Source organism: Pseudomonas sp. Irchel s3f10 (assembly GCF_900187515.1).
Classification (GTDB): domain Bacteria; phylum Pseudomonadota; class Gammaproteobacteria; order Pseudomonadales; family Pseudomonadaceae; genus Aquipseudomonas; species Aquipseudomonas tensinigenes.
The window spans coordinates 112,471-138,075 of the sequence record NZ_FYDZ01000011.1 but is presented as its reverse complement, the minus strand read 5'-3'; the positions used below and the strand labels follow the sequence as shown (position 1 = coordinate 138,075).

The following is a 25,605-nucleotide window of genomic DNA, read 5'->3' as shown; positions in this document are numbered from 1 at the left end:
GCCGCTTGTTCAGGCCGGTCGGTTAACCGGCGATCTCTGCCGTACGTTGCCACAGCGCGTAGTAAACCCGGCCGGATTTCTGCTCGCGGTGCAGGCGCCAGTTGCCCGGCAGACCCAGCGTCGATGGCGCTGTTTCGCTTTCAGTGTAGATCCACGAGTCGGGCGCCAGCCACTGACGCTCTTCGAGCAAGGTACAAACGGCCGGCAGCAGGTTCTGATTGAACGGCGGGTCGAGGAACACCAGGTCGAACGGTGTCGCGGTCTGGGTTTCCAGATAACGCAGCGCGTCCGCCGTCTGCACCTGACCGTTGGTGCAGCGCAGGGTGCCGAGGTGTTCCTTCAGGCTGGAGACGGCAATGTTGCTGGCATCCAGCGCCTGGCCCATGGCGGCGCCGCGGGACAGTGCTTCGAGAAACAGCGCGCCGCTGCCGGCGAACGGGTCGAGTACCTTGGCCCCTTCAACGTACGGCGCGAGCCAGTTGAACAGGGTTTCACGCACGCGATCCGGCGTCGGGCGCAGGCCCGGCGCATCGGGGAAACTCAGCTTGCGGCTGCGCCATTGGCCGCCAATGATGCGCAACTGGTTCACACCGTTGTGGACGTTTTGCGCAGGTTTTTTAGGGGAACGAGTTGCCATTAATGCTCCGGAACCCCGAGCGGTTGCTCGGCAGGTTTATCAGATGGGGCCGGTAACGGCTTTTGCGGCACGGTTGGACCCGCGGTGACGATGACCATTTTGTCCGTGCTCAGGTGTTTGTTCAGGGTGTCGCGGACTTGCTCGACGGTCAGGCTTTGCGACTGACGCATGAAGTCGTCCAGATAGCTCAGCGGCAGATTATAGAAGCCCATCGCGCCGAGTTGGCCGACGATATCGGCGTTGCTCGCGGTGGACAGCGGGAAACTGCCGGCCAGTTCGCGTTTGGCGTCGTCGAGTTCTTTCTGCGTCGGCCCGGTTTTCAGGTAATCGGCGAGCACGTCCTGCACCAGTTTCAGGGTGCCTTCGCTCATTTCCGCACGAGTCTGCAGATTGATCATGAACGGGCCACGAGCCTGCATCGGGCTGAAACCCGAATACACGCCGTACGTCAGGCCGCGCTTCTCGCGCACTTCGCTCATCAGGCGCGTTCCGAAACCGCCGCCACCGAGGATCTGGTTGCCCATCGACAGCGCCGCGTAATCCGGGTCGTCACGGTCGATGCCCAGTTGCGCGAGCATCAGGTTGGTCTGCTTCGACGGGAATTCGATGTGGTTGACGCTGGCTTTCGGTTCCTGCGGCTGAGCGATTTTCGCCAATGCCGGGCCTTTCGGCAGTGCCGAGGAAACCTGATTGGCAATCGCTTCGGCTTCCGTGCGAGACAAGTCGCCGACCAGCGCAATCACCACGTTGCCAGCGGCGTAAGCCTTGGCGTGGAACTCACGCAATTGCGCGAGAGTGATCTTCGGCACGCTCTGCGGATTGCCATCGCTCGAATGCGCGTACGGGTGATCGCCATACAGACGCTTCATCAGCTCAAGGCTGGCGAGTTTGCCGGGGTTCTGTTTCTGGTATTCGAATCCGGCGAGCATCTGGTTCTTGATGCGCGCGAACGAGTCGGCCGGGAAGGTCGGTTTGCCGATGACTTCCGAAAACAGCTTCAAAGCAGGCTCACGCTTGTCGGCAGCACTCAGGCTGCGCAACGAGGCCAGCGCCATGTCCTTGAAAGCACCGTTGCCGAAATCCGCACCCAAACCTTCAAAGCCCTGAGCGATGGCGCCGACGTCTTTGCCAGCGACACCTTCGTTGAGCATGGCGTTGGTCAGCACGGCCAGACCCGATGCGCTGCCGTCCTGGCTGCTGCCGGCGGCGAAGATCAGGCGCATGTCGAACATCGGCAACTCATGGGCTTCGACGAACAGCACCTTGGCGCCTTCGGCGGTGTTCCAGGTCTGTACGTCGAGTTTGCGGCTGGCCGGGGCCTTGCCGTCGAGTTCGGCCAGCGATTGCAGCTTTTGGCTGGTCTTGGCGTTGTCGAGAGCTTCGCTGGCCTTGCTGTCAGCGCTTGGCGTCAGGTAGAAAGCGGCAGAGCCGATCACCGCGATGGCGATCAAGCCGAGCAGCAGGCGTGGGGATTTGCGCTCACTCATGAGTCGTCTCCAGTGGCAGGACGTGGGCGACGCTGAGACGTTCGCGGGTGAAATACAGCTTGGCGGCGTTCTGGATGTCTTGCGGGGTGACGCTTTCCAGATCGGCGAGTTCGGTGTCCATCAGTTTCCACGACAGGCCGACGGTTTCCAGTTGGCCAATCGCGGTGGCCTGGCTGGTGATCGAATCACGCTCGAAGACCAGACCGGCGATCACTTGTGCACGCACACGCTCCAGCTCTTCGGCGGACGGTGCGGTGGTTTTCAACTGTTCCAATAGTTTCCACAGACCGGCTTCGGCTTGCGCCATGGTCTTTTTCTTCTGCGTGTTCGGGGTTGCCGACAGGGTGAACAGGCTGTCGCCACGGGTGTAGGCGTCGTAGCTCGACGAACCGCCGGAAACCAGCTCTTCACCGCGCTCCAGTTGCGTCGGGATGCGCCCGCTGTAACCACCGTCGAGCAGCGCCGAGATCAGACGCAAGGCGTTGACCGAGCGTTTGTCTTCAGCGGTGGCGATGCTTGGCACGTTGAAACCGAGCATCAAGCTAGGCAATTGAGTCTGCACGTGCAGGGTGATCTGGCGTTCGCCCGGTTCAGCCAGTTCCAGTGGTTTTTTCGCCGGTGGCACGTCGCGCTTGGCGATCGGGCCGAAATAGCGCTGGGCGAGGGTTTTGACTTCGTCCGGAGTGACGTCGCCGACCACCACCAGTGTGGCGTTGTTTGGCACGTACCAGGACTGGTACCAGTGGCGCAGCTCTTCGACCTTCATGCGGTCGAGGTCAGCCATCCAGCCGATGGTTGGTGTGTGGTAGCCGCTGGCCGGGTAGGCCATGGCCTTGTAGCGCTCGTAAGCCTTGGACATCGGCTTGTCATCGGTGCGCAGGCGGCGCTCTTCCTTGATGACTTCGATTTCCTTGGCGAACTCGTCAGCCGGCAGGCGCAGATTGGCCATGCGGTCGGCTTCCAGTTCAAAGGCTACGCCCAGACGGTCGCGCGCCAACACCTGGTAATAGGCGGTGAAGTCGTCACTGGTGAAGGCATTCTCTTCAGCACCCAGATCGCGCAGGATCAGCGACGCTTCGCCGGGGCCGACTTTCTCGCTGCCCTTGAACATCATGTGCTCAAGCGCGTGGGACAGACCGGTCTGGCCCGGGGTTTCGTAGCTGGAACCGACCTTGTACCAGACCTGCGACACCACCACTGGCGCGCGATGGTCTTCGCGCACGACGACCTTGAGGCCGTTGTCGAGGGTGAATTCGTGAGTCGGTTGCGGGTCGGCCGCCAGGGCCGAAAGGGGCAGGCAGACTGTGCTGAGCAGCAGGCCTGCAGCGCGGCGGGCTAGAGCATTCATTCGTTTTTTAACCTGTTGGGCTGCCCGCTTGGTCTTAGCGTCAGCGGGCGAGAGGGTGCTAGGATACTGATCCGTTTTACTGGCGGCCACGCCTATCAAGCCACTGATCGGTCGATAGGTTGTATGGGTTCCCGGCAGAAGCTTTGAGTTTGTCAGCTAAACTCTGCGTTTTCGCCGAAGATGCCGTTCCAGTCCTTCGTATTAATCGACCTTTGAGGTGCCTGTGGCGCCTCGACAAAATGTTGCGCGTGAACAAGCTGGATGAAACACAGTCTGTTCTGCATCGAATATTTATTTGCCGGGGCGCCCTTATGGCGCGTCGCTACCGTGAGATAGCCGTCCTCCATGTTTGGTTCCAACGACGACAAGAAGACCCCAGCTGCGGCTGGCGAGAAGAAAAGCCTGTTCGGATGGCTGCGTAAGAAACCGCAGGAACCCGTCGTCGAACAGCCGCCCGCGATTCCTGAACCTGCACCGGCGCCTGCACCGGTAATAGAAGAAGAGCCGGCACCGATTGTGCTGCCGATTGCCGAGCCGGTGCTGCAACCGGTTGAGCCGGAACCCGAGCCTGAAGCGCCAGTGGCGGCTGAACTGCCGCTGACCCCGGCGGCCGAGCCGTGGCTGACCTTGCCAGTGGCGGAAGAGCCGGTGGCGTTGGTTGAAGAAGCTGCGCCGCATATCACGCCCGTTATTCCTGCGTCTGCTGCGTTGGTGCCCGAGGTGGCTCCGGCGCCTGTGGTCGAGCCGATTGCCGAGCCAGCACCGATTGTTGCTGAACCTGTTGTGGCTGAGCCGGTTGCCCCGGTGGTTGATGCGCCAGTCGCTCAACAGCCAGAGCCTGCTCCGGCCCCCGTCGTCGCTGCTCCAGCTGTGGTGCCGGTCGAAGTGGTTGCCGAAGCCCCCGTCGAAGCCCCGCGCACCGAAGAAACCAAGGCCGGTTTCTTCGCCCGCCTCAAGCAAGGCCTGTCGAAAACCAGCGCCAGCATCGGCGAGGGCATGGCCAGCCTGTTCCTCGGCCGCAAAACCATCGACGACGATCTGCTCGATGACCTCGAAACCCGTCTGCTCACCGCCGACGTCGGCGTCGAAGCCACCACGCAAATCATCCAGCGCCTGACCCAGAAGGTCGCCCGCAAAGAGCTGGCCGACGCCGATGCGCTGTACAAGTCTCTGCAGGCCGAACTGGCCGCGATGCTCAAACCAGTGGAACAACCGCTGAAAATCGCCTCGCAGAACAAGCCGTTCGTGATTCTGGTGGTCGGCGTCAATGGCGCCGGCAAAACCACCACCATCGGCAAACTGGCGAAGAAGCTGCAACTGGAAGGCAAGAAAGTCATGCTCGCCGCCGGTGACACTTTCCGCGCTGCTGCCGTGGAACAACTGCAAGTCTGGGGCGAACGCAACAAGATTCCGGTGATCGCTCAGCACACTGGCGCCGACTCGGCTTCGGTGATCTTCGACGCCGTGCAGGCTGCCAAGGCTCGCGGCATCGACGTATTGATCGCCGACACCGCCGGTCGTCTGCACACCAAAGACAACCTGATGGAAGAATTGAAGAAGGTTCGCCGGGTGATCGGCAAGCTCGACGCCGACGCACCGCATGAAGTGTTGCTGGTGCTCGACGCCGGTACTGGCCAGAACGCCATCAACCAGGCCAAGCAATTCAACCAGACCGTCGAACTGACCGGCCTGGCGCTGACCAAACTCGACGGTACCGCCAAGGGCGGGGTGATCTTCGCCCTGGCCAAGCAGTTCGGCCTGCCGATCCGCTACATCGGCGTCGGTGAAGGCATCGACGACTTGCGTACCTTTGAAGCCGAACCCTTTGTCCAGGCACTGTTTGCCGAGCGGGAGCGTTCATGATTCGTTTCGAACAGGTCGGTAAACGCTACCCGAACGGTCACGTCGGCTTGCATGAGCTGAGCTTTCGAGTCCGTCGTGGCGAGTTCTTGTTTGTCACCGGCCACTCCGGTGCCGGTAAATCCACCTTGCTGCGCCTGTTGCTGGCGATGGAGCGTCCGACCAGCGGCAAACTGCTGCTGGCCGGGCAAGACCTGAGCACCATCAGCAACGCTCAGATTCCGTTCCTGCGCCGACAGATCGGCGTGGTGTTCCAGAATCACCAGTTGCTGTTCGATCGCACGGTGTTCAACAACGTCGCCTTGCCGCTGCAGATTCTCGGGCTGTCCAAGGCCGAAATCGCCAAGCGTGTCGATTCGGCGCTGGAGCGCGTGGCACTTTCGGATAAAACCGATCTGTATCCGGGCGACCTGTCCACCGGTCAGCAGCAGCGTGTCGGTATTGCTCGCGCCATCGTTCACCGTCCGGCCTTGCTGCTGGCGGACGAACCGACCGGCAACCTCGATCCGCGTCTGGCGGCCGAGATCATGGGCGTCTTCGAAGACATCAACCGTCTGGGTACCAGCGTGCTGATCGCCAGTCACGACCTTGCGCTGATCGCGCGCATGCGTCACCGCATGCTGACCCTGCAACGCGGCCGATTGATCGGTGACGGGGAGGCCGGGGTATGAGTGCCACACGCAGTCCGAAGGTTTCCGAGCGCGTGGCCCCGAAAGCCGCCGATCCGCAGCCGCCGAAGAAGAAAAAGCACGACGAAGACGACGGTCCGGATTTCGCCACGCTGTTCCGCGCCTGGGTCGAAAGCCATCGCGCCAGCCTGCTCGACAGCCTGCGTCGTCTGGGCAAACAGCCGATCGGCAGCTTCTTCACCTGCATGGTGATGGCGGTGGCGCTGAGTTTGCCGATGGGGCTTTCGCTGTTGCTCAACAACGTCGAGCGTCTTGGCGGTTCGTGGCAGCGGGCGGCGCAGATATCCTTGTATTTGCAACTCGACGCCAGCCCGGAACAGGGCGAGTCGCTGCGCGAACAGATCAAAGGCATGCCCGGCGTAGCTGATGCTGAATATGTCGGCCGCGATCAGGCGCTGGAAGAGTTCCAGCAACAGTCCGGACTGGGCGAAGCCCTGCGCGAGCTGCCGGAGAACCCGTTGCCGGGCGTGGTGCTGGTCACCCCGAACGAAGTCGACAAGCCGACCCTGGAAGCATTAAGACAAAAACTTTCCGAGTTGCCCAAGGTACAACAGGCGCAACTTGATCTAGTCTGGGTCGAGCGTCTGGCGGCCATCCTCAAGCTTGGCGATCGTTTTGTCTTCGGTCTGACGGTGCTTTTGGTTTCTGCATTACTTTTGGTGATAGGCAATACCATTCGTCTTCATATTGAAAACCGCCGCACCGAGATAGAAGTGATTAAACTCGTCGGCGGCACTGACAGCTATGTGCGTCGCCCCTTCCTTTATATGGGCGCGTTGTATGGCTTCGGTGCGGGGCTGTTGTCCTGGGGTGTATTGGCGTTTGGCCTGAACTGGCTGAACGATGCGGTGGTTGGGTTGGCCGGCTTGTACGGCAGTGATTTCGCGCTGGCCGGAGTGCCAGTTGCCGACGGTCTGTCGCTCTTGCTTGGCGCGGTGCTGTTGGGTTATATCGGTGCATGGATTGCAGTCGCACGCCATCTCAGGGAGCTGGCGCCGAAGTAGAATCTTTTTTGCGCGTGATTGACCTCGCGGTTTTTTTGGGAACTTGCACTTGAATTCCCGGTCAATTTTTCGCAGTGCCGAGAGGCACGAGTATGTAAGTGGGAGGTTTTTTCGTATGACCAATTCTTTGCAACCTGCGTATGCGTTGGTTCCGGGTGCGAACCTGGAAGCTTACGTGCACACCGTCAACAGCATTCCATTGCTGACGCCGGAGCAGGAGCGTGAACTGGCCGAGAGTCTCTACTATGAGCAGGATTTGGGGGCGGCTCGGCAGATGGTGCTCGCCCACCTGCGTTTTGTTGTACATATCGCCCGTAGCTATTCCGGCTACGGTCTGGCTCAGGCTGACCTGATCCAGGAAGGTAACGTTGGTCTGATGAAGGCTGTAAAGCGCTTCAACCCGGAAATGGGTGTGCGTCTGGTGTCGTTCGCCGTGCACTGGATCAAGGCGGAAATTCACGAGTTCATCCTGCGTAACTGGCGCATTGTGAAAGTCGCGACCACCAAGGCCCAGCGCAAGCTGTTCTTCAACCTGCGCAGCCAGAAGAAACGTCTGGCGTGGCTGAACAACGAGGAAGTCCACCGTGTGGCGGAAAGCCTCGGCGTTGAACCGCGTGAAGTGCGCGAGATGGAAAGTCGCCTGACCGGCCATGACATGGCCTTCGACCCGGCTGCTGAAGCCGACGACGACAGCGCTTTCCAGTCGCCGGCCAACTATCTGGAAGACCACCGGTACGACCCGGCGCGTCAACTGGAAGATGCCGACTGGAGCGACAACTCCAACAGCAACCTGCACGAAGCCTTGGAAGTGCTGGACGAGCGCAGCCGTGACATCCTCTACCAGCGCTGGCTGGCAGAAGAGAAAGCCACGCTGCACGACCTGGCGCAGAAGTACAACGTGTCGGCCGAGCGGATCCGTCAGCTCGAGAAGAGCGCGATGAACAAGCTCAAGTTGTCGATCGCCGCATAACCGGCGAGCAGGCAATAAAAAACGCCCCGATCAGCGATGATCGGGGCGTTTTCATTTCTGCTTCAACACAAAACATTGTAGGAGTGAGCCTGCTCGCGATAGCGGTGTGACAGTCAGCATTGCCGTCACTGATGTACCGCTATCGCGAGCAGGCTCACTCCTACATTTCGATCCTCGGTGTTATCGAGACCACGGCGCCCGCCGTGAATCATTGAGCCCCAGCAAATAACTATCCCCACCCAACTGACTCATCTGCTGCCGAATCCACCCGGCCCGACGCGACACATAAGCGGTCGGATGGCTCGCACTCCATACCCGCGGATTGGGCAACACAGCCGCCAGATAACTCGCCTGCTGCCGCGACAACGACTTCGCGCTCACGCCAAAGTGATGGCGGGCCGCAGCTTCCGCACCAAACACCCCGTCATCCCACTCGACGCTGTTGAGATACACCTCAAGAATCCGCTGCTTGGGCCAGAACACTTCGATCAGCGCGGTAAACCACGCCTCCAGGCCTTTACGCAGATAGCTGCGACCCGCCCACAGAAACAGGTTTTTCGACACTTGCTGGCTCAAGGTGCTGGCCCCGCGAATCGAGCCGCCGAGTTCGTTGTGCGCCAGTGCGGCCTGGATCGCGCTGAAATCAAAACCCCAGTGCTCAGGAAACTTCTGATCCTCGCCGGCCATGACCGCGACTTTGAGGTCATCGGAGATCTCGTCCCACGGCTTCCAGGTGCGCTGCAGATCAATCGGCTCGCCATCGACCCAGGATTCGACCTTGCGCTCGACCATCAGCGCCGTGCCCGGCGGCGGCACGAAGCGAAACACCAGCACCAGCAAGATGCTGCCACCGGCGAACCAGAGCAGGGCCTTCGTGAGACGACGGAAAATAGTACGCAGCATAGAGATGGCTTGGCCGAACCGGTGGAGCGGGCCATTATACAGACCCTGCCGATCGCGTCTGACTGGAGTTCCCAATGCTGCGTGGCTTTTTGATGCTGGCTGCTTTTTTCGGTTTCACCGGGGTCGCTTTGGGCGCGTTCGCCGCCCATGGCCTGAAAAACCGCCTGACACCCGAGTACTTGGCGATTTTCCACACGGGCGTGACCTATCAACTGGTGCACACCCTGGCACTGTTCGGTGTTGCACTGTTGGCCACACAGATTCAGGGGCGACTGGTCGCGTGGGCCGGCTTTTCCTTCGCAGCGGGCATCCTGCTGTTCTCCGGCAGCCTTTACGTGCTGACCACCACCGGCATCAGCAAGCTCGGCATCATCACCCCGTTCGGTGGCCTGGCATTTCTGGCCGGATGGGTTTGCCTGGGGCTCGCCGCCTGGCGCCTGCAACCAACCGCTTGACGCTTGGTGCTGACCTTTAGGTCATGATCGGGCTAGAATGCCAGCCCCTAAAAATGATGGCGGCGTTGCGCATGCGCATTCAGTTGAACGGCGAATCCCTTGAACTGCCCGACGGCGAGACCGTTGCGGCCCTGATCACCCGTCTGGAACTGACCGGACGCCGGGTGGCAGTCGAACTCAATCTGGATATCGTCCCGCGCAGCCAGCATGCCGACACCACGCTCAACGACGGCGACAACGTTGAAGTGGTGCACGCCATCGGCGGCGGCTGATCGCCCGCCCCGCGAGGGCACAGAATTCTGCAAGACCCTCACTCCTAAAGAGGATTCCCCATGAGCATCGTTCGTAGCGACAAGCCTTTTGTGCTGGCCGGTCGTACTTACCAGTCGCGTTTGCTGGTCGGTACCGGCAAGTACCGTGACATGGAAGAAACCCGTCAGGCCATCGAAGCCTCGGGTGCCGAGATCGTCACCTTTGCCGTGCGCCGCACCAACCTGGGCCAGATCGAAGGCGAGCCGAATCTGCTCGACGTATTGTCGCCGGAGCGCTACACCTTCCTGCCGAACACCGCCGGTTGCTACGACGCCATCGAAGCCGTGCGCACCTGCCGCCTGGCCCGTGAGCTGCTCGACGGCCACAACCTGGTGAAGCTGGAAGTGCTGGCTGACCAGAAAACCCTGTTCCCTAACGTGATCGAAACCCTCAAGGCCGCGGAAACGCTGGTCAAGGAAGGTTTCGACGTGATGGTTTACACCAGCGATGACCCGATCATCGCTCGTCAACTGGCAGAAATCGGCTGCATCGCAGTGATGCCGCTGGCCGGTCTGATCGGTTCCGGTCTGGGGATCTGCAACCCGTACAACCTGCAGATCATCCTCGAAGAAGCCAAGATTCCGGTGTTGGTCGATGCCGGTGTCGGTACTGCCTCCGACGCGACCATCGCCATGGAACTGGGTTGCGATGCGGTGCTGATGAACTCGGCCATCGCCCACGCTCAACAGCCAGTCATGATGGCTGAAGCCATGAAACACGCCATCGTTGCAGGCCGTCTGGCCTACCTCGCTGGCCGTATGCCGAAAAAACTCTATGCCAGCGCCTCTTCGCCGCTGGATGGTCTGATCAAGTAAGAGCCATTGATGACTGAATCGAACGACACGCCTATCCAGACGGAAGAAGGCGACGAGCGCCAACACCGCCGCATCAAGAGTTTCGTGATGCGCGCCGGGCGCATGACCGAAGGCCAGCAGCGCGGTCTGGATCAGGGCGCGCCGCTGTACGTGCTGCCGCTGGCCGATGCGCCGGTGGATTACGATCAAGTTTTCGGCCGTTCGGCACCGCGCTCGCTGGAGATCGGTTTCGGCATGGGCCACTCGCTGCTGGAAATGGCTGCGGCCGCACCGGAGCAGGATTTCATCGGCGTTGAAGTGCACCGTCCGGGTGTCGGCGCGCTGCTCAATGGCGTGCTGACCCAAGGCCTGACCAACCTGCGGGTCTACGATTGCGACGCGATCGAAGTGCTCAACCGCTGCATCGCCGACAACAGCCTCGATCGCCTGATGCTGTTCTTCCCGGATCCGTGGCACAAGAGCCGTCACCACAAGCGTCGCATCGTTCAGGCCTCGTTCGCTGAACTGGTGCGCAGCAAGTTGAAAGTCGGCGGCATTCTGCACATGGCCACCGACTGGGAACCGTATGCCGAGTACATGCTGGAAGTGATGAACGTCGCCCCGGGTTACCGTAACCTCGCCGAAGATGGCAAGTGCGTGCCACGCCCGGCCGAACGCCCGATCACCAAGTTCGAACGCCGCGGCGAACGTCTTGGCCATGGCGTGTGGGACCTGAAGTTCGAAAAACTCGCTTAAGCATCACGCAATACCCAATGTAGGAGTGAGCCTGCTCGCGATGGCGGTGGATCAGTCAGTACTTATGCCGACTGACACACCGCGATCGCGAGCAGGCTCACTCCTACAGTTGTTTTCGGTTTCGTCAGAAGTTACAGGGTGGAAATGAAGCGCACTGGTACTTGCTCTGTCAGCCAGACGCCATTTTCAGCCTGATAAAACTTGAAGCCTTGCTCCTGCATTTGCTGCGCGGCGACTTTCAGGATTACCACGGTTCCGTAGCGTTGCCCGACGGCTGAGGCGGTGGCGGATTCCTCCGATAGATGCACGTGGTGACGCGATCCCGGGATCAAGCCTTGCTGGCTGATAGAGTCCATGAAGCGCGTCGCCGTACCGTGATACAGCGTTTGCGGTGGCTGCTTTTCCTCCAGTTGAAGCGCTACGCTTTTCGTCGAATGGCCCTGAACGGCGCGAATGGACTGGCCGTCTTCGGAGATCGAGAAGCGCTTTTTGTCGCTGCTCGCGACGACGCTTTCAATCAGTGTGCGGTCCAGGTTTCGGCCGTCACCGGCAGCACCGCTGATCAGTGCGTCGATATTCGCCCAGCCTTCAGAATCCAGCGTCAGCCCAATCGCCTGAGGCTCGTGGCGCAACACGAAACTGAGAAACTTACTTGTTTCGTCCAGCCGTTTCTTACTCATGAACTTCCCTGATTCTCGACGTATTCCCATGTAGGAGCTGCGGCACGCTGCGATCTTTTGATTTGGTCTCAAGATCAAAAGATCGCAGCGTGCCGCAGCTCCTACAGTTGTTTTGTATGTACTGAAAGTCAGCGGCGGTCAGCGACTACGCCGATCAGCACCAGCACCACCAACAACACCGGCGCCAGGCTGTAGTTGTTGAACTGGCTCAACCCCTTGACCACCCACGGTGTGGCGTAGATCAACGCCGCGCCGCTACCGATTACGCAGAGCAGTGCCATCAGCGGCACGCGCAGGGCGCCGGCGATGCTGCCCAGGCGTTGTTCGACCCAGCCTTTGAAGTCGGCGCCGAACAGCACCAGCAGGCAGCCGACCAGCGCCAGGGCGATTTCCGAGAGGTTGCTGCGGCTCCAGCGGGAGACGGTGGCGAGCAGGTCGAGTATCAAATCCATGCGTTTTCCCTTAGCACTGAAGTCAGTTCAGAAATTGTTGCAGCAAGTCGTTGAGGAACAGCTGTCCGCGCTCGGTCGCCGCCAGACGTGACGGTTCGACCTGCAACAGGCCGCTTTGTTCTGCCGCTGCCCGGCCTTCGGCGAGGCTTTCCAGTGACAGCCCGGTGCGCTCCGGATACAGGCGCGATTCGACGCCTGCAGTCAGGCGCAAAGCGTTCATCAGAAACTCGAACGGCATCTCATCATTGGTCAGCGCTTTCTCGCCGGCCTGAAAGCTTTTTGCCGGGTTGAGATAGTCCTTCGGCAAACGGGTTTTCCAGGTACGAACGATGCGTCCGTCCGGGTGGCTGAGCTTGCCGTGCGCGCCTGCGCCGATGCCGATGAAGTCGCCGAAACTCCAGTAATTGAGGTTATGCCGCGCCGGGCGTCCAGCCTGTGCATAGGCCGACACTTCGTATTGCGCGTAACCGTGCTCGGCCAGCAGCGCCTGCCCAGCCTCTTGAATGTCCCACAGCGTGTCATCTTCCGGCAGCACTGGCGGCTGATTCCAGAACACCGTGTTCGGCTCCAGCGTCAGCTGATACCAGGAAATATGCGTCGGATTCAGCGCGATGGCCTGACGCAGATCGCTCAACGCATCGTCCAGCGACTGATCCGGCAAGCCGTGCATCAAGTCGAGGTTGAAGTTATCGAACCCGGCCTGCCGCGCCATCCCCGCCGCGCGCACTGCTTCGTCACCGTTATGAATGCGGCCCAGCGCCTTGAGCTTTTCCTGCTGGAAACTCTGGATGCCAATCGACAGACGATTGATCCCCAGTTTGCGATACGCGACGAACTTCTCTTGTTCGAAGGTGCCCGGGTTGGCTTCCAGAGTGATTTCAATGTCTTCAGCAAACGGAATGCGCTGCTCGACGCCTTCGAGTAAACGCCCAAGCGCCTCAGCACTGAACAGGCTTGGCGTACCGCCACCGAAGAAAATCGACGTCAACTCACGGCCGTAAACCGCGTACAGATCCTGATCGAGATCGGCCAGCAAGGCGTCGACGTATTCCTGCTCCGGTAACACCGGGCTGGCGGTGTGCGAGTTGAAGTCGCAATACGGGCATTTGCGCACACACCACGGGATGTGGATGTACAGCGCCAAGGGCGGCAGCGTTGGCAACGGTGCCCGAGGCGAAGAGGCGGCGCCGCCGACAATCAGCGACGACGCGGAAGAGTCACCGGTCATTTCAAGCCCAGACGCTGGCGCAGCAGATCCATTGCACGGGCGCGGTGGCTGATCTGGTTCTTGTCGGCCGGGCTCAATTCGGCGCTGGAGACGTCACGCTCCGGCACCCAGAACAACGGGTCATAACCGAAACCGTGCTCGCCGCTGGCAGCGGTGAGGATGCGCCCATGCCACAGGCCTTCGCAGAGGATCGGCAACGGGTCATCGGCGTGACGTACCAGCGCCAGCACGCAAACAAACTGCGCGCCGCGCTCGGCTTCCGGCACATCCTTCAGCGCGTCGAGCAGTTTGGCGTTGTTCGCCGCATCGCCCTTGCCGTCGGCATAACGCGCCGAATAGATGCCTGGCGCGCCGCCGAGGAAATCCACTGCCAGACCGGAGTCGTCGGCCAACGCCGGCAACCCGGAAATGCGCGCGGCATTACGTGCCTTGAGAATGGCGTTCTCGACGAACGACAGACCGGTTTCTTCCGGCTCGACCTTGCTCCACTCGCCAATCGAGCGCAGTTGCACCGATTCGCCGAGCATGGCCTGGAGTTCTTTGAGTTTGCCGGCGTTATGGCTGGCCAGTACGAGCTGCTTGATGTTCATCATTCGCCGGGAAAGAGTTCTTGGTTGAAATTGATGGTGTTGATCTTGTCGCCGTTCTGCACCTTGATTTCAAAGGTGCGGGTTTCCTGCTGAGGCACGGGGTATTGGGCGATGTAGTAGATCGCACCCTGCTCGGTGACTTGCTTGAAATTCAGCGGCACGCTCTGGCTGGTCAGGTCTTTGACCGTGCCGGTGACGTTGGCGATCAGCGGTTTGCCGTCCTTGATCACCGAGACATTGATCACGCCCTGATTCTTGCTGCGGATCAGCTCGGCGGCCTTGGCGATGTCCGGTTGCAGGAACGTCGAGTTGAAGGTGTTGTAGTGCACCGTGATGTCGCCAAAGGTTTCCTTGCGCTCACCCTTGATGACGTCGGCCGCCAGAGCGCTGGCGCTCAGGCAGGCAGTCAATAACAACAACGCTAAACGACCCATGATCGTGCTCCTCGAAATGACGGGATTCAGACCGCGACTTTGTGGTCTGCAAGCTGCGGGCTGCTGACGCGGTAGATACCGATCTCACCTAACAGATTAGGCCATAGCTTACTGGCCCACCCGTGACGGTGCTGTTGATCCACGGCAAGCCGATCAATGACCTTCGCATCACGTTCGCGGCAAAGTTCTTCAAAGTCTTCGAAAGTGCAGAAGTGAATGTTCGGCGTGTTGTACCAGGTGTACGGCAGAAACTCGGAGACCGGCATGCGCCCCTTGCTCGCCAAGTACCAGCGGCAGCGCCAGTGGCCGAAATTGGGGAAGGTGATGATGCATTGGCGACCGACCCGGAGCATTTCGTCGAGGATCTTGTCCGGGTAGTGCACGGCTTGCAGGGCCTGAGTCATGACGACGATGTCGAAACTGTTGCTGGCGAAGTTGCCCAGTCCCTTGTCCAGATCCTGCTCAATGACGTTGACGCCTTTGGCCACGCACTCGGCGATGTTGTCGGCGTCGTTTTCCAGGCCATAACCGGTGACATTCTTGTTGTCGCGCAGCCAGGTCAGCAGCTCGCCGTCACCGCAACCGAGGTCGAGTACGCGGCTGCCGGCGGGGATCCATTCCTGGATGATTTCCAGATCAGCTCTCATGGCTTTCTCACAGCGTGATGCGGTTCATGTAATTGCCGAACGCCTGCAAGTAGCGCGGGATCGGAATCAGGAAGGCGTCGTGGCCCTGCGGTGCGTCGATTTCCAGATAGCTGACGTCTTTGCGCGCCGCCATCAGCGCATCCACCAGTTCCCGCGAACGGGCCGGGGAGAAACGCCAGTCGGTGGTGAACGACATCACGCAGAACTTGGCCGTGGCGTTTTCAAAGGTTTTCGCCAGGTTATCGTCGAAGTTCGCCGCCGGATCGAAGTAATCCAGCGCCTTGGTCATCAACAGATAGGTGTTGGCGTCGAAGCGCCCGGAGAACTCTTCGCCCTGATAACGCAGGTAGCTTTCGACCTGGAACTCGACACTGTGGAAGTCGTAGTTGAGCTTCTCGCTCTTCAACCCACGGCCGAATTTCTCGCCCATGGAATCGTCGGACAGATAAGTGATGTGCCCGACCATCCGCGCCAGCATCAAGCCGCGCTTGGGGATCACGCCCGCTTCCTGGAACGAACCGCCGTGGAATTCCGGATCCGTGAGGATCGCCTGACGGGCGACTTCGTTGAAGGCGATGTTCTGCGCCGACAGCTTCGGTGCCGAGGCGATGGCCAGGCAATGACGCACGCGATCAGGGTAGGTGATGGTCCATTGCAACGCCTGCATACCGCCGAGGCTGCCGCCGATCACCGCCGCCCACTGGCCGATGCCGAGCAGGTCAGCGAGACGCGCCTGGCTGTGCACCCAGTCTTCCACGGTGAGTACCGGGAAGTCGGCACCGAACGGTTTGCCGGTCTCCGGGTTGATGCTGCTCGGGCCGGTGGAGCCATTGCAGCCGCCGAGGTTGTTCAGGCTGACCACGAAGAACTTGTTGGTGTCGATCGGCTTGCCCGGGCCGATGCAGCTGTCCCACCAACCGGGTTTGCGGTCGTCGACGCTGTGATAGCCGGCAGCATGATGGTGGCCGGACAAAGCGTGGCAAATCAGCACGGCGTTGCTCGCCTGCGCGTTCAGCGTGCCGTAGGTTTCGTAGATCAGGTCATAGGCGGCCAGCGAACGGCCACAGGCCAGCGCCAGCGGATCGCTGAAGTGCGCGGTTTGCGGCGTCACCAGACCAACAGAATCGGGGGGAAAGGCAGTTGGCATCGACCCTGCTCTCGTTGAAATGAGGCGTAAGTCTAAAGACCGGGGGGGTTAGCGGCAAGCAACTACCTGCGCTCGTTCCCACGCTCTGCGTGGGAATGCCTCATTGGACGCTCCGCGTCCGCTTCGGCGGGGGGCGCGGAGCGTCCCGGGATGCATTCCCACGCGGAGCGTGGGAACGATCAGCGCACCAGGTCAGGCAAGTCCGGCAACTTCTTCGGCGAACAAATCTTCACCCGCTTCTGCCGGTTCAACTCGCCACTGAGCAAACTGACCTGGCTCTTGGAAACCCCAAACGCCTTGGCCAGAAAGCCCATCAGATAAGCATTGGCCTTGCCCTCGACCGGCGGCGCGGTCAGACGGATCTTCAAACGATCACCGTGCAGCCCGGCGAAGTCATCGCTGCGGGCTGCCGGTTGCAGGTGACACTCGAGGATCAAGTCGTCACCGTCCCATCGAAACCAGCTCACATCAGCAGACGGAGGATTTCCGGCATCATCGTCATCGCCGCCAGATTGTTGATCACCAGCATGTCGATCAGCTTCAGCGCGAGGAAGGCGAAGATCGGCGACAGATCCAGACCGCCGAGATTCGGCAAAAAGCGGCGGAACGGCGCCAATGCAGGCTCGCAGATCTGGTTGACCAGTTCAGCGCCCGGATTGTGGCTGCCCGGCGCGACCCACGACAGAATCACGCTGATGATCAGGGCGAAGAAGAAGATCTTCAGGAACAGCGCGGTCACGCCGATCAGCGACCAGATAAACAGTTGCAGCGGGTTACCGGTGGTGCCGTAAGTCAGCAGCAGGGTCAGCGCCATCAGTGCCAGTTGCACCAGAATCGCCAATACCAGCGACGACATGTCGAGGCCGAACAGGCTCGGGATGATCCGGCGCAGTGGCTTGAGCAGCGGCTGGGTCGCTTTGACGATGAACTGGCACAGCGGGTTGTAGAAGTTCGCCCGTACCAGTTGCAGCACGAAGCGCAGCAGCACGATCAGCAGGTACAGACTGCCCAGGGTTTGCAGCACGTAAACCGCTGCGGTGTTCAATCCAATCATGTAAGGCTCCTTATTTGCCCAGTTGTTCGGCCATTTCGGCCGAGCGGTGCGCGGCGGCGCCGAGTGCGGTTTCGACCAGGGCTTCGAAGCCATTGGCCTGGAATGATTTGATTGCAGCTTCCGTGGTGCCGTTTGGCGAAGTCACACGGCGGCGTAGTTCGGCGGCGTCAACATCGCTGGAGACGGCCATGTGTGCGGCGCCCAGCGCTGTTTGCAGGGTCAGTTGTTCTGCGATGTCTTTCGGCAGGCCGAGTTTGACGCCGGCGGCGGTCATGGCTTCGATCAGCAGGAAGAAGTACGCCGGGCCGGAACCGGAAACCGCAGTGACCGCGTCCAGTTGCTGTTCTTCATTCAGCCACAGGGCAATACCTACTGCGGACAGCAGCTCTTCGGCTTGCTGACGTTGCTCGGCGGTCACTTCGCTGGTCGCATGCAAACCGCTGACACCCTGGCGCAGCAGCGCCGGGGTATTCGGCATGCAGCGCACGATCGGCTGCTCGCCGAGCCACGCGGTCATGCTGGCGCAAGTGATGCCAGCGGCAATCGACACCACCAGTTGATTGGGTTTCAGGCTCGGGCGAATCGCCTCGCACACGGCTTTCATCGCCTGCGGCTTGACCGCCAGCACGATCACATCGACGCCGTCGATGGCCTGGACGTTGTCGGCGAAAGTTTCGATGCCGTGCTCGGCGCTGACCTTGGCGCGGGTTTCTTCACCCGGGTCGCTGGCGCGGATCTGTGCGGCTTCCAGGCCCTTGGCGCGCAGGCCGCCAATCAAACTGGCCGCCATGTTGCCCGCACCGATAAACGCAATACGTGTGTTGCTCATGTGTGGTCCTTATCTGGAAACGTTCAAGATTGGGAATAGTCGCGGGCGCCAAACAGGGCCGTACCGATACGCACCCAGGTGGCGCCTTGGGCAATGGCTGACTCGAGGTCGTGGCTCATGCCCATGGAAAGTGTGTCGAGCGGTAGTTCGAGGCTCGCTTGCAGCTTCTGCACGGCGGCGAATGCCGCGTCTTGCTCGGCGCGGTCGTCGGTCGGTTCGGGAATCGCCATCAGGCCGCGCAGTTTCAGCCGGGGCAGGGCGCTGATGGCTTCGGCCAGCGCCGGCAGATCAGCCGGGGTGCAGCCGGATTTACTGGCCTCACCGCTGACGTTGACCTGAATGCAGATGTTCAGCGGCGGCAGTTCAGCCGGGCGCTGTTCGGACAGACGTTGAGCGATTTTCAGGCGATCCACGGAGTGCACCCAGTCGAAATGCTCGGCAATCGCACGAGTCTTGTTCGATTGAATGGGGCCGATGAAGTGCCAGATCAAGGGCAGGTCGGCCAGTTCGAGCTGTTTGCCCAAGGCTTCCTGCAGGTAGTTCTCGCCAAAGTCACGCAGGCCGGCGGCATACGCTTCACGCAGGGTTTCGGCGGGTTTGGTCTTGCTCACGGCGAGCAACTGGACACTGTTTTCAGGACGGTGTGCGGCTTGGGTCGCGGTCTGGATGCGCGAACCAACGTGGGAAATGTTGTCTGCTATCGTGGACATCAAGAGGCGCCGGCGGTCTGAAGGTTCGCGGCATTCTACTGGAATTGAGGAGCGCTATGGATATCACTGAACTGCTGGCCTTCAGCGCCAAACAAGGTGCTTCCGACTTGCACCTGTCGGCCGGTCTGCCGCCGATGATCCGTGTCGATGGCGATGTGCGGCGGATCAATCTGCCAGCGCTGGATCACAAGCAAGTGCACGAATTGATCTACGACATCATGAACGACACCCAGCGGATCGACTTCGAGAAACATCTGGAAACCGACTTTTCCTTCGAAGTCCCCGGTGTCGCGCGCTTTCGGGTTAACGCCTTTAACCAGAACCGTGGCGCCGGGGCGGTGTTTCGTACCATTCCGTCGAAAGTGCTGAGCATGGAAGACCTCGGCATGGGCGACGTCTTCCGCAAGATCACCGATGCCCCGCGCGGGTTGGTGCTGGTCACCGGGCCGACCGGTTCGGGCAAGTCGACCACGCTGGCGGCGATGATCGATTACCTCAACACCCACCGTCATCACCATATCCTGACCATTGAAGACCCGATCGAGTTTGTTCACGAATCGCGCAAATGCCTGATCAATCAGCGCGAAGTTCACCGTGATACCCGCAGTTTTGCTACTGCTTTGCGTTCAGCGCTGCGCGAAGACCCGGATGTGATTCTGGTTGGCGAGATGCGTGACCTGGAAACCATTCGCCTGGCGCTCACCGCAGCCGAAACCGGACATCTGGTGTTCGGCACGCTGCACACCACCTCAGCGGCGAAAACCATTGATCGCGTGGTCGACGTGTTCCCCGGCGACGAGAAGTCGATGGTGCGTTCGATGCTGTCGGAGTCGTTGCTGGCGGTGGTCTCGCAGACGCTGATCAAGAAGATCGGCGGCGGACGGGTGGCGGCGCACGAGATCATGCTGGGCACGTCGGCGATCCGTAACCTGATCCGTGAGGACAAGGTGGCGCAGATGTATTCGGCGATTCAAACGGGTGGGTCGTTGGGCATGCAGACACTGGACATGTGCCTGAAGGATCTGCTGACCAAGGGCTTGATCAGCCGCGAACATGCGCGGGAGAAGGCGCGTACGCCGGATAACTTCTGAGGAAGTGATCGTTCCCACGCTCTGCGTGGGAATGCAGCCCGGGACGCTCTGCGTCCTTGCCGAGGCGGACGCGGAGCGTCCATTGAGGCATTCCCACGCGGAGCGTGGGAACGATCGGTATGGTGTTAGCGCTGAACCACGCGCATCTGGCTCTGTTCTTTCGGCAACACCCGCTTGGCCACTACGTAATGCTGCTGCCAATACGGCTTGTTCAGCGTATCGATGCTCACCGCTTTGCCACGACGCGGGGCGTGGATGAAGCGGTCGTTGCCCAGGTAGATGGCAACGTGGTTGACCCGACGGCTCTTGATGTTGAAGAAAATCAGGTCGCCCGGCTTGAGATCCTTGCGCTCGACTTTCTCGCCGTGACCGCTGGCCATGGCGTTGGAGGTGCGTGGCAGGTCGAACGTAGCGTCGTTGAACGCGTATTTCACCAGACCGCTGCAATCGAAGCCTTTACTTGGGCTGCTGCCGCCCCAACGATAAGGTGTACCGAGGACGTTTACCGCACGGCTCAGCACATTGCTGCTTTCCTTGCTCGCCATCGGTGGCACCAGCTTGCTGTGGCTCTTGCTGCTCAGCGTGGTGGTTTTGCTTTTGCTGCTTTTGCTCGAAGGAGCCGAAGCATGGGATTTAGGGGTAAAGCCGTTAACGTTAGGAAGACGTTGCTCACGATTGGTGGCGTGGGCGGCCAGTGGCATTAATAGGCAGATGGTTAGCCATGTCTTGAAAAATGGTCGCATTAGGCGTGGCTCTTCAGTGATAGCGCGCAACTTTATAACAGAGTTTTTTTTCATTCCGAGTCCGTTGGTCGATTCAGTTGGCAGCCAACGGAACCAAATAAGCGGCAAATGGACGCAATTGTCGGACAGAAGTCAGGTGCTATAAGGCTTTGACGGTAGCAACGGTAACATTTGCCGTACGTCGGCTACCTGTAAAAAAGTCACAAAGAATTCAAGAATATTTATCTATCGCGTGAATCGAGGTCTTCATGAACCCCTATCAACAATTTGTTCAGCAGCAAGATACGCACAGCAAAATCATCGGCTATCTGCTGTGGATTTTCGGTTTTACCGGTGCTCACCGCTTCTATTACGGCAAGCCGGTGACCGGGACGATCTGGTTCTTCACCTTGGGTTTGCTGGGCATTGGCTGGCTGATCGACCTGTTCTTGATCCCGGCAATGGATCGCGAGGCGGATCTGCGTTTTACCGCAGGGCCGATCGAATACAACGTGGCGTGGATTCTGCTGACGTTCCTCGGAGCATTGGGTGTGCACCGGATGTATCAGGGCAAGTGGATCAGTGGCCTGATCTATCTGCTGACGGGCGGGTTGTTCTTTCTGGGGGTGCTGTATGACTTCTGGACGTTGAATGATCAGGTCTCGTTGCGTAACGCCGAAGGCAGAGGCGCTTTCCAGTAAGTCTTCGCGAGCAAGCTCGCTCCCACAGGGTTCGCGGTGATCCTTGTGGGAGCGAGCTTGCTCGCGAATGGGGGCAACCCGGTATCAAGCTTGGTGACTGATCCGCCCATCCACCAGCGTATAGCGAACCACACCCGGCAAAGTGTGCCCGATGAACGGGCAGTTCTCACCCTTCGACAACCAGTTTTCACCGGCCACCGTCGAAGCCTGCGGATCGAACAGCACGATATCCGCCGCCCCACCCACCGCCAGTTTGCCCGCCGGCAATCGCAGCGCTTCAGCCGGGCCTGCACTCAAACGCGCCAGCAAGGTCGGCAGATCGAGCAAACCATCCTCCACCAGCGTCATCGCCAGCGGCAGCAACAGTTCAACACTGCTGATGCCCGGCTCTGTCGCGCCGAACGGCGCCAGTTTGGCATCGCGTTCGTGCGGTTGGTGATGGCTGGAAATCGCCGAAACCACGCCGGACTTCACCGCTTCACGAAGACCATCACGGTCAGCACGCGTACGCAGCGGCGGTTGCACGTGATACAGGCTGCTGAAGTCGATCAGCGCTTCGTCGGTCAGAATCAGCTGATACAACGCCACGTCCGCCGTCACCTTCAAACCACGCGCCTGAGCCTGAGCAATCAGGGCAACACCGCGAGCGCTGGTCAACTGGCTAAAGTGCGCACGCACGCCGGTTTGTTCAACCAGCAACAGATCCCGGGCCAGCGCCACGGTTTCAGCGGTTTCCGGAATCCCCGGCAAGCCGAGGAAACTGGCCACGGCGCCTTCATGAGCCAAACCACCCTCAGCCAGATCATGATCCTGCGAGTTGAAAATCACCGTCAGATCGAAGGTCGCCGCGTATTCCAACGCCCGGCACAGCGTGCGGGTGTTGCGGAAACTCTCCAGACCATTGCCGAACGCCACGCAACCAGCGTCGCGCAGCGCCACCAGCTCAGCCAGTTGTTCGCCGTCCAGACCTTTGCTCAGTGCGCCAATCGGGAACACCTTGGTGTTGCCGGCTTCGCGTGCGCGGTCGAGGATCAGTTCGGCCACGGCGGAGGTGTCGAGCACCGGTTTGGTCTTCGGTGGGCAGCACAGGCTGGTCACACCGCCAGCAGCGGCGGCGCGTGTTTCGCTGATGATCGAACCTTTGCGGCTGTAGCCCGGCTCGCGCAGGGCAACGTTGAGGTCGACGAGGCCCGGAGCAGCGACAAGGCCTTGGGCGTCGATGGTTTCTACAGCGCTGAAACCGGCCGGGGCCGCGCCGAGGGCGACGATCTTGCAGGCTTCAACGTGAATGTCGGTGATTTGATCCAGGCCGCTGCTTGGATCGATGACGCGTGCGCCGAGAATGCTGAGCTTCACTGGGCGTTCTCCTGCTCGAATTGACGCTGCGCGGTTTGTCCGCTCATGGCCATGGACAACACGGCCATACGAATTGCGATGCCGTAGGTGACCTGATTGAGGATCACCGAGTGCGGGCCGTCGGCCACTGCGGACTCGATCTCCACGCCGCGGTTGATCGGCCCCGGGTGCATGACGATGCAATCGGGTTTGGCCCCGGCCAGACGCGCGGTGGTCAGGCCGAACAGGCGGTAGAACTCGCCTTCGCTTGGCAGCAGGCCGCCGGTCATGCGCTCCCGCTGCAGGCGCAGCATGATCACCACGTCGACGTCCTTCAGGCCTTCGGTCATGTCGGTGTAGACCTTCACGCCGTATTGCTCGATGCCGATCGGCAGCAGGGTTTTCGGCGCGATCACGCGGATGTCCGGGCAACCGAGGGTTTTCAGCGCGAGCATGTTCGAGCGCGCGACCCGCGAGTGCAGGATGTCGCCAACGATGGCCACCGAGAGGTTTTCGAAACCACCCTTGTGCCGACGGATGGTGAGCATGTCGAGCATGCCCTGCGTCGGGTGCGCGTGACGGCCGTCGCCGCCGTTGATGATCGCCACTTGCGGGCAAACGTGTTCGGCGATGAAGTGCGCAGCGCCGGAATCACCGTGGCGCACGACGAACATGTCGGCGGCCATGGCTTCGAGGTTGCGCAGGGTATCGAGCAGGGTTTCACCCTTGCTCGCCGACGAGGTCGACACGTTCAGGGTGATCACGTCCGCCGACAGCCGCTGGGCCGCCAGTTCGAAGGTGGTGCGGGTGCGCGTGGAGTTTTCGAAGAACACGTTGCACACGGTCTTGCCGCGCAGCAACGGGACTTTCTTCACCGCCCGGGCACCGACTTCGAGGAACGAGTCGGCAGTGTCGAGGATTTCCGTCAGCAACTCACGACGCAGGCCGTCGAGCGAGAGGAAGTGGCGCAGCTGGCCCTGATCATTGAGCTGCAGCGGGCGCTTGGTATCTAGAGGCGTCATCGCGAAGGGGACTCTCAATAGGGCGGATTAAAGGTTGAAGTCTTGCAGTTCGAGTGTCAGCGGCTCGGGGCCGGACAGCTTCACCCGTTCGTGAGCGGCCAGCGACAGCGTCGCACCGACCACGTTCGGGCGGATCGGCAGCTCTCCGGCGTCGAGGTCGAGCAGGCAGACCAGGGTCACGCTGGCCGGGCGGCCGTAGTCGAACAATTCGTTCATGGCGGCGCGGATGGTGCGGCCGCTCATCAGTACGTCGTCGATCAAGACCAAATGCTGGCCTTCGATCTCGAAGGGCAGGGCGGACGGGCGCACTTGCGGGTGCAGGCCGTTCTGGCTGAAGTCGTCGCGGTAGAAGGAAACATCCAGCGTGCCCAGTGGCGCGTCGCTGCCCAATTCCTTGAGCAGAGCCTGCGCGACCCAGATGCCGCCGGTGCGAATGCCGATGTAACGCGGTTCAGTGATTTCACGCTGGGCAAGGTGCGCCTTGAGGCGGGTCGCCATCTGGCTGATCAGATCGGCGGGATTTGGCAGGCTCATGGTTGCTCCTTGTTGGGGGCGAGTCGGGTCCTTGGACACGACTCGGTTTTTCACTCAAAAGAAAAGCGCCGAAGCGCTTGTCAGGATTCAAACAATGCAGTGTTTTCATCGAGCCAGCCCTGCAATAGCAGAGCGGCGGCGATGGCATCCACCGGGTTGTCGCGGTAACTGCCCTTTTGGCCGCCACGCAGCAGACGCTCGCCCTTGGCCTCGAAAGTGGTCAGGCGTTCGTCGTGTGTATAGAAGGGCACATTGAAGCGGCCGTTGAGGCGGCGGGCGAATTTTTCCGCGCGCAGGCACATTTCGCTCGGCGTGCCGTCCATGTTCAACGGCAGGCCGACGACCACGGCGTCGGGCTTCCATTCTTTTATAAGGGCTTCGACCTGGTTCCAGTCCGGCACACCGTTTTGTGCCTTCAAGGTGCACAGCTCACGGGCCTGGCCAGTAATCACCTGGCCGACCGCGACGCCGATCTGTTTGGTGCCGTAGTCGAAGCCGAGAATCAGGCGCAGGGCCATCAGGCGTGACCTGCCTGGCTGGTCAGCAGGCTGAGGTTGATCCCCAAATGCCTGGCCGCCGCTTCGAGGCGCAGTTCGCTGCTGGTGTTGAACAGGATATCGGCGTCGTACGGGCAGTTCAGCCAGGCGTTGTCGGCGAGTTCCGCTTCCAGCTGCCCGGCTTCCCAACCGGCGTAACCGAGGGCAATCAGGCTTTTCGCCGGGCCGACGCCGTCCGCGATGGCGAACAGCACATCTTGCGAAGTCGACAGGGCCAGATCACCGTCCAGCTGCGCGGTGGCCTGAAAGGTCTTGCCCGCGGGGTGCAGGACGAAACCGCGATCGGTCTGCACCGGGCCGCCGATAAAGATCGGTACGTGCTGGCACAGTGCTGGCGGGTCGATGTCCGGGCGCAATTGCTCGAGAATGTCGGCCAGATTCAGCTCTTGCGGTCGATTGACCACAATCCCCATCGCGCCATTGGCCGTGTGCTCGACGATGTAGGTCAAGGTGTGGGCAAAGTTCGGGTCGGCCATGTGTGGCATGGCGATCAGGAATTGATGCTTGAGGTAGCTGGGGCTGACGTTTTTCATGTGCGCTAGTGTGGCGTTCGGGGGGCAAACTGACAAGCTGGAGATGTAAGCAACACACCGATCAACTGTAGGAGTGAGCCTGCTCGCGATAGCGGTGTGTCAGTCAAATGTTCAGGTTCTGACA

Annotated in this window: 32 protein-coding genes; 10 read left to right on the top strand and 22 right to left on the bottom strand. The window is 60.5% G+C overall.

The window, feature by feature from the left end:
- Positions 1-22: 22 nt before the first annotated feature.
- The 4 genes from rsmD to CKW17_RS21760 form a co-directional block, all read right to left on the bottom strand.
- Entirely contained in the window at positions 23-637 is a 615-nt protein-coding gene (gene rsmD, locus CKW17_RS21775; RefSeq protein ID WP_038358861.1) for a 16S rRNA (guanine(966)-N(2))-methyltransferase RsmD, read from the bottom strand.
- Positions 637-2,124, bottom strand: coding sequence for a pitrilysin family protein (locus CKW17_RS21770; protein WP_095121531.1), 1,488 nt, complete (start codon positions 2,122-2,124; stop codon positions 637-639). The genes rsmD and CKW17_RS21770 overlap by 1 nt, the downstream gene beginning before the upstream one ends.
- Positions 2,117-3,472, bottom strand: coding sequence for a pitrilysin family protein (locus CKW17_RS21765; protein ID WP_025112091.1), 1,356 nt, complete (start codon positions 3,470-3,472; stop codon positions 2,117-2,119). Before CKW17_RS21765 ends, CKW17_RS21770 begins: the two co-directional genes overlap by 8 nt.
- A 152-nt stretch (positions 3,473-3,624) precedes the next feature.
- Entirely contained in the window at positions 3,625-3,819 is a 195-nt protein-coding gene (locus tag CKW17_RS21760) for a hypothetical protein (RefSeq protein WP_095121529.1), read from the bottom strand.
- Here CKW17_RS21760 and ftsY point away from each other — a divergent pair.
- The 4 genes from ftsY (at position 3,818) to rpoH (ending at position 7,995) form a co-directional block, all read left to right on the top strand.
- A complete protein-coding gene (ftsY, locus tag CKW17_RS21755; RefSeq protein WP_095121528.1) occupies positions 3,818-5,335 on the top strand; it encodes a signal recognition particle-docking protein FtsY in 1,518 nt (505 codons plus the stop codon). The two genes, CKW17_RS21760 and ftsY, sit on opposite strands and share 2 nt — an antisense overlap.
- A complete protein-coding gene (ftsE, locus tag CKW17_RS21750; protein ID WP_003229148.1) occupies positions 5,332-6,003 on the top strand; it encodes a cell division ATP-binding protein FtsE in 672 nt (223 codons plus the stop codon). The genes ftsY and ftsE overlap by 4 nt, the downstream gene beginning before the upstream one ends.
- Positions 6,000-7,025 (top strand): permease-like cell division protein FtsX, encoded by a 1,026-nt coding sequence (gene ftsX / locus CKW17_RS21745; protein ID WP_077574909.1) that lies wholly within the window; start codon positions 6,000-6,002, stop codon positions 7,023-7,025. Before ftsE ends, ftsX begins: the two co-directional genes overlap by 4 nt.
- A gap of 115 nt (positions 7,026-7,140) precedes the next feature.
- Positions 7,141-7,995: an RNA polymerase sigma factor RpoH gene (gene rpoH, locus CKW17_RS21740; RefSeq protein ID WP_007913617.1), complete on the top strand. Its 855-nt coding sequence runs from the start codon at positions 7,141-7,143 to the stop codon at positions 7,993-7,995.
- A 180-nt stretch (positions 7,996-8,175) separates the two neighbouring features.
- Here the strand turns inward: rpoH and mtgA are convergent, their stop codons facing one another.
- Positions 8,176-8,898: a monofunctional biosynthetic peptidoglycan transglycosylase gene (gene mtgA / locus CKW17_RS21735; RefSeq protein WP_016983236.1), complete on the bottom strand. Its 723-nt coding sequence runs from the start codon at positions 8,896-8,898 to the stop codon at positions 8,176-8,178.
- A gap of 74 nt (positions 8,899-8,972) precedes the next feature.
- Here mtgA and CKW17_RS21730 point away from each other — a divergent pair, with 74 nt between their 5' ends.
- The 4 genes from CKW17_RS21730 to trmB all read left to right on the top strand — a co-directional run bounded on the left by CKW17_RS21730 (position 8,973) and on the right by trmB (position 11,215).
- On the top strand, positions 8,973-9,353 hold the full coding sequence (locus CKW17_RS21730) for a DUF423 domain-containing protein (protein WP_095121526.1): 381 nt from the start codon (positions 8,973-8,975) through the stop codon (positions 9,351-9,353).
- Between the two features lie 71 nt (positions 9,354-9,424).
- Positions 9,425-9,625 (top strand): sulfur carrier protein ThiS, encoded by a 201-nt coding sequence (gene thiS, locus CKW17_RS21725; RefSeq protein ID WP_122604433.1) that lies wholly within the window; start codon positions 9,425-9,427, stop codon positions 9,623-9,625.
- 60 nt (positions 9,626-9,685) lie between these two features.
- Complete coding sequence (locus tag CKW17_RS21720) at positions 9,686-10,480, top strand: thiazole synthase (protein ID WP_007913621.1); 795 nt, start codon at positions 9,686-9,688, stop codon at positions 10,478-10,480.
- Between the two features lie 9 nt (positions 10,481-10,489).
- Positions 10,490-11,215, top strand: coding sequence for a tRNA (guanosine(46)-N7)-methyltransferase TrmB (gene trmB / locus CKW17_RS21715; protein ID WP_007913622.1), 726 nt, complete (start codon positions 10,490-10,492; stop codon positions 11,213-11,215).
- 131 nt (positions 11,216-11,346) lie between these two features.
- Here trmB and CKW17_RS21710 read toward each other — a convergent pair whose 3' ends face one another.
- The 11 genes from CKW17_RS21710 to CKW17_RS21660 form a co-directional block, all read right to left on the bottom strand.
- The gene (locus CKW17_RS21710) at positions 11,347-11,895 is read right to left on the bottom strand and encodes an RNA 2'-phosphotransferase (protein ID WP_095121525.1); all 549 of its coding nucleotides are present in this window, start codon (positions 11,893-11,895) and stop codon (positions 11,347-11,349) included.
- Positions 11,896-12,023: 128 nt separating this feature from the next.
- Positions 12,024-12,347: a DUF3392 domain-containing protein gene (locus CKW17_RS21705; protein ID WP_003229134.1), complete on the bottom strand. Its 324-nt coding sequence runs from the start codon at positions 12,345-12,347 to the stop codon at positions 12,024-12,026.
- A 22-nt stretch (positions 12,348-12,369) separates the two neighbouring features.
- Complete coding sequence (gene hemW / locus CKW17_RS21700; protein ID WP_095121523.1) at positions 12,370-13,575, bottom strand: radical SAM family heme chaperone HemW; 1,206 nt, start codon at positions 13,573-13,575, stop codon at positions 12,370-12,372.
- A complete protein-coding gene (rdgB, locus tag CKW17_RS21695; protein ID WP_008083802.1) occupies positions 13,572-14,168 on the bottom strand; it encodes an RdgB/HAM1 family non-canonical purine NTP pyrophosphatase in 597 nt (198 codons plus the stop codon). The genes hemW and rdgB overlap by 4 nt, the downstream gene beginning before the upstream one ends.
- A complete protein-coding gene (locus tag CKW17_RS21690) occupies positions 14,165-14,599 on the bottom strand; it encodes a DUF4426 domain-containing protein (RefSeq protein WP_095121522.1) in 435 nt (144 codons plus the stop codon). The genes rdgB and CKW17_RS21690 overlap by 4 nt, the downstream gene beginning before the upstream one ends.
- A 26-nt stretch (positions 14,600-14,625) precedes the next feature.
- Positions 14,626-15,246, bottom strand: coding sequence for a methionine biosynthesis protein MetW (gene metW / locus CKW17_RS21685; protein WP_095121520.1), 621 nt, complete (start codon positions 15,244-15,246; stop codon positions 14,626-14,628).
- Positions 15,247-15,253: 7 nt separating this feature from the next.
- Complete coding sequence (locus CKW17_RS21680) at positions 15,254-16,393, bottom strand: homoserine O-acetyltransferase (RefSeq protein WP_093429832.1); 1,140 nt, start codon at positions 16,391-16,393, stop codon at positions 15,254-15,256.
- A gap of 179 nt (positions 16,394-16,572) precedes the next feature.
- Positions 16,573-16,860 (bottom strand): DUF167 domain-containing protein, encoded by a 288-nt coding sequence (locus CKW17_RS21675; RefSeq protein ID WP_095121519.1) that lies wholly within the window; start codon positions 16,858-16,860, stop codon positions 16,573-16,575.
- Positions 16,857-17,447, bottom strand: coding sequence for a YggT family protein (locus CKW17_RS21670; RefSeq protein ID WP_007913643.1), 591 nt, complete (start codon positions 17,445-17,447; stop codon positions 16,857-16,859). Before CKW17_RS21670 ends, CKW17_RS21675 begins: the two co-directional genes overlap by 4 nt.
- 10 nt (positions 17,448-17,457) lie before the next feature.
- The gene (gene proC / locus CKW17_RS21665) at positions 17,458-18,276 is read right to left on the bottom strand and encodes a pyrroline-5-carboxylate reductase (protein WP_095121517.1); all 819 of its coding nucleotides are present in this window, start codon (positions 18,274-18,276) and stop codon (positions 17,458-17,460) included.
- A 23-nt stretch (positions 18,277-18,299) separates the two neighbouring features.
- Positions 18,300-18,986: a YggS family pyridoxal phosphate-dependent enzyme gene (locus CKW17_RS21660; RefSeq protein WP_095121515.1), complete on the bottom strand. Its 687-nt coding sequence runs from the start codon at positions 18,984-18,986 to the stop codon at positions 18,300-18,302.
- 56 nt (positions 18,987-19,042) lie between these two features.
- Here CKW17_RS21660 and CKW17_RS21655 point away from each other — a divergent pair, with 56 nt between their 5' ends.
- Positions 19,043-20,077, top strand: coding sequence for a type IV pilus twitching motility protein PilT (locus tag CKW17_RS21655; RefSeq protein WP_095121513.1), 1,035 nt, complete (start codon positions 19,043-19,045; stop codon positions 20,075-20,077).
- Between the two features lie 125 nt (positions 20,078-20,202).
- Here the strand turns inward: CKW17_RS21655 and CKW17_RS21650 are convergent, their stop codons facing one another.
- A complete protein-coding gene (locus CKW17_RS21650) occupies positions 20,203-20,820 on the bottom strand; it encodes a C40 family peptidase (protein ID WP_016985978.1) in 618 nt (205 codons plus the stop codon).
- A 248-nt stretch (positions 20,821-21,068) separates the two neighbouring features.
- Between CKW17_RS21650 and CKW17_RS21645 the strand changes: the two genes are divergently transcribed.
- Complete coding sequence (locus CKW17_RS21645) at positions 21,069-21,500, top strand: TM2 domain-containing protein (protein ID WP_095121511.1); 432 nt, start codon at positions 21,069-21,071, stop codon at positions 21,498-21,500.
- Between the two features lie 84 nt (positions 21,501-21,584).
- On the opposite strand, the gene CKW17_RS21640 is transcribed toward CKW17_RS21645, so the two are convergent.
- From CKW17_RS21640 to CKW17_RS21620, 5 genes are all read right to left on the bottom strand, one after another.
- A complete protein-coding gene (locus CKW17_RS21640) occupies positions 21,585-22,856 on the bottom strand; it encodes a dihydroorotase (RefSeq protein ID WP_095121509.1) in 1,272 nt (423 codons plus the stop codon).
- Positions 22,853-23,857 (bottom strand): aspartate carbamoyltransferase catalytic subunit, encoded by a 1,005-nt coding sequence (locus CKW17_RS21635; protein WP_007913665.1) that lies wholly within the window; start codon positions 23,855-23,857, stop codon positions 22,853-22,855. The genes CKW17_RS21640 and CKW17_RS21635 overlap by 4 nt, the downstream gene beginning before the upstream one ends.
- A gap of 27 nt (positions 23,858-23,884) precedes the next feature.
- On the bottom strand, positions 23,885-24,391 hold the full coding sequence (gene pyrR, locus CKW17_RS21630) for a bifunctional pyr operon transcriptional regulator/uracil phosphoribosyltransferase PyrR (protein WP_034153653.1): 507 nt from the start codon (positions 24,389-24,391) through the stop codon (positions 23,885-23,887).
- A gap of 80 nt (positions 24,392-24,471) precedes the next feature.
- A complete protein-coding gene (ruvX, locus tag CKW17_RS21625) occupies positions 24,472-24,909 on the bottom strand; it encodes a Holliday junction resolvase RuvX (protein WP_095121507.1) in 438 nt (145 codons plus the stop codon).
- Positions 24,909-25,481, bottom strand: a complete 573-nt coding sequence (locus CKW17_RS21620; protein ID WP_016985971.1) for a YqgE/AlgH family protein — start codon at positions 25,479-25,481, stop codon at positions 24,909-24,911. The genes ruvX and CKW17_RS21620 overlap by 1 nt, the downstream gene beginning before the upstream one ends.
- Positions 25,482-25,605 lie beyond the last annotated feature (124 nt).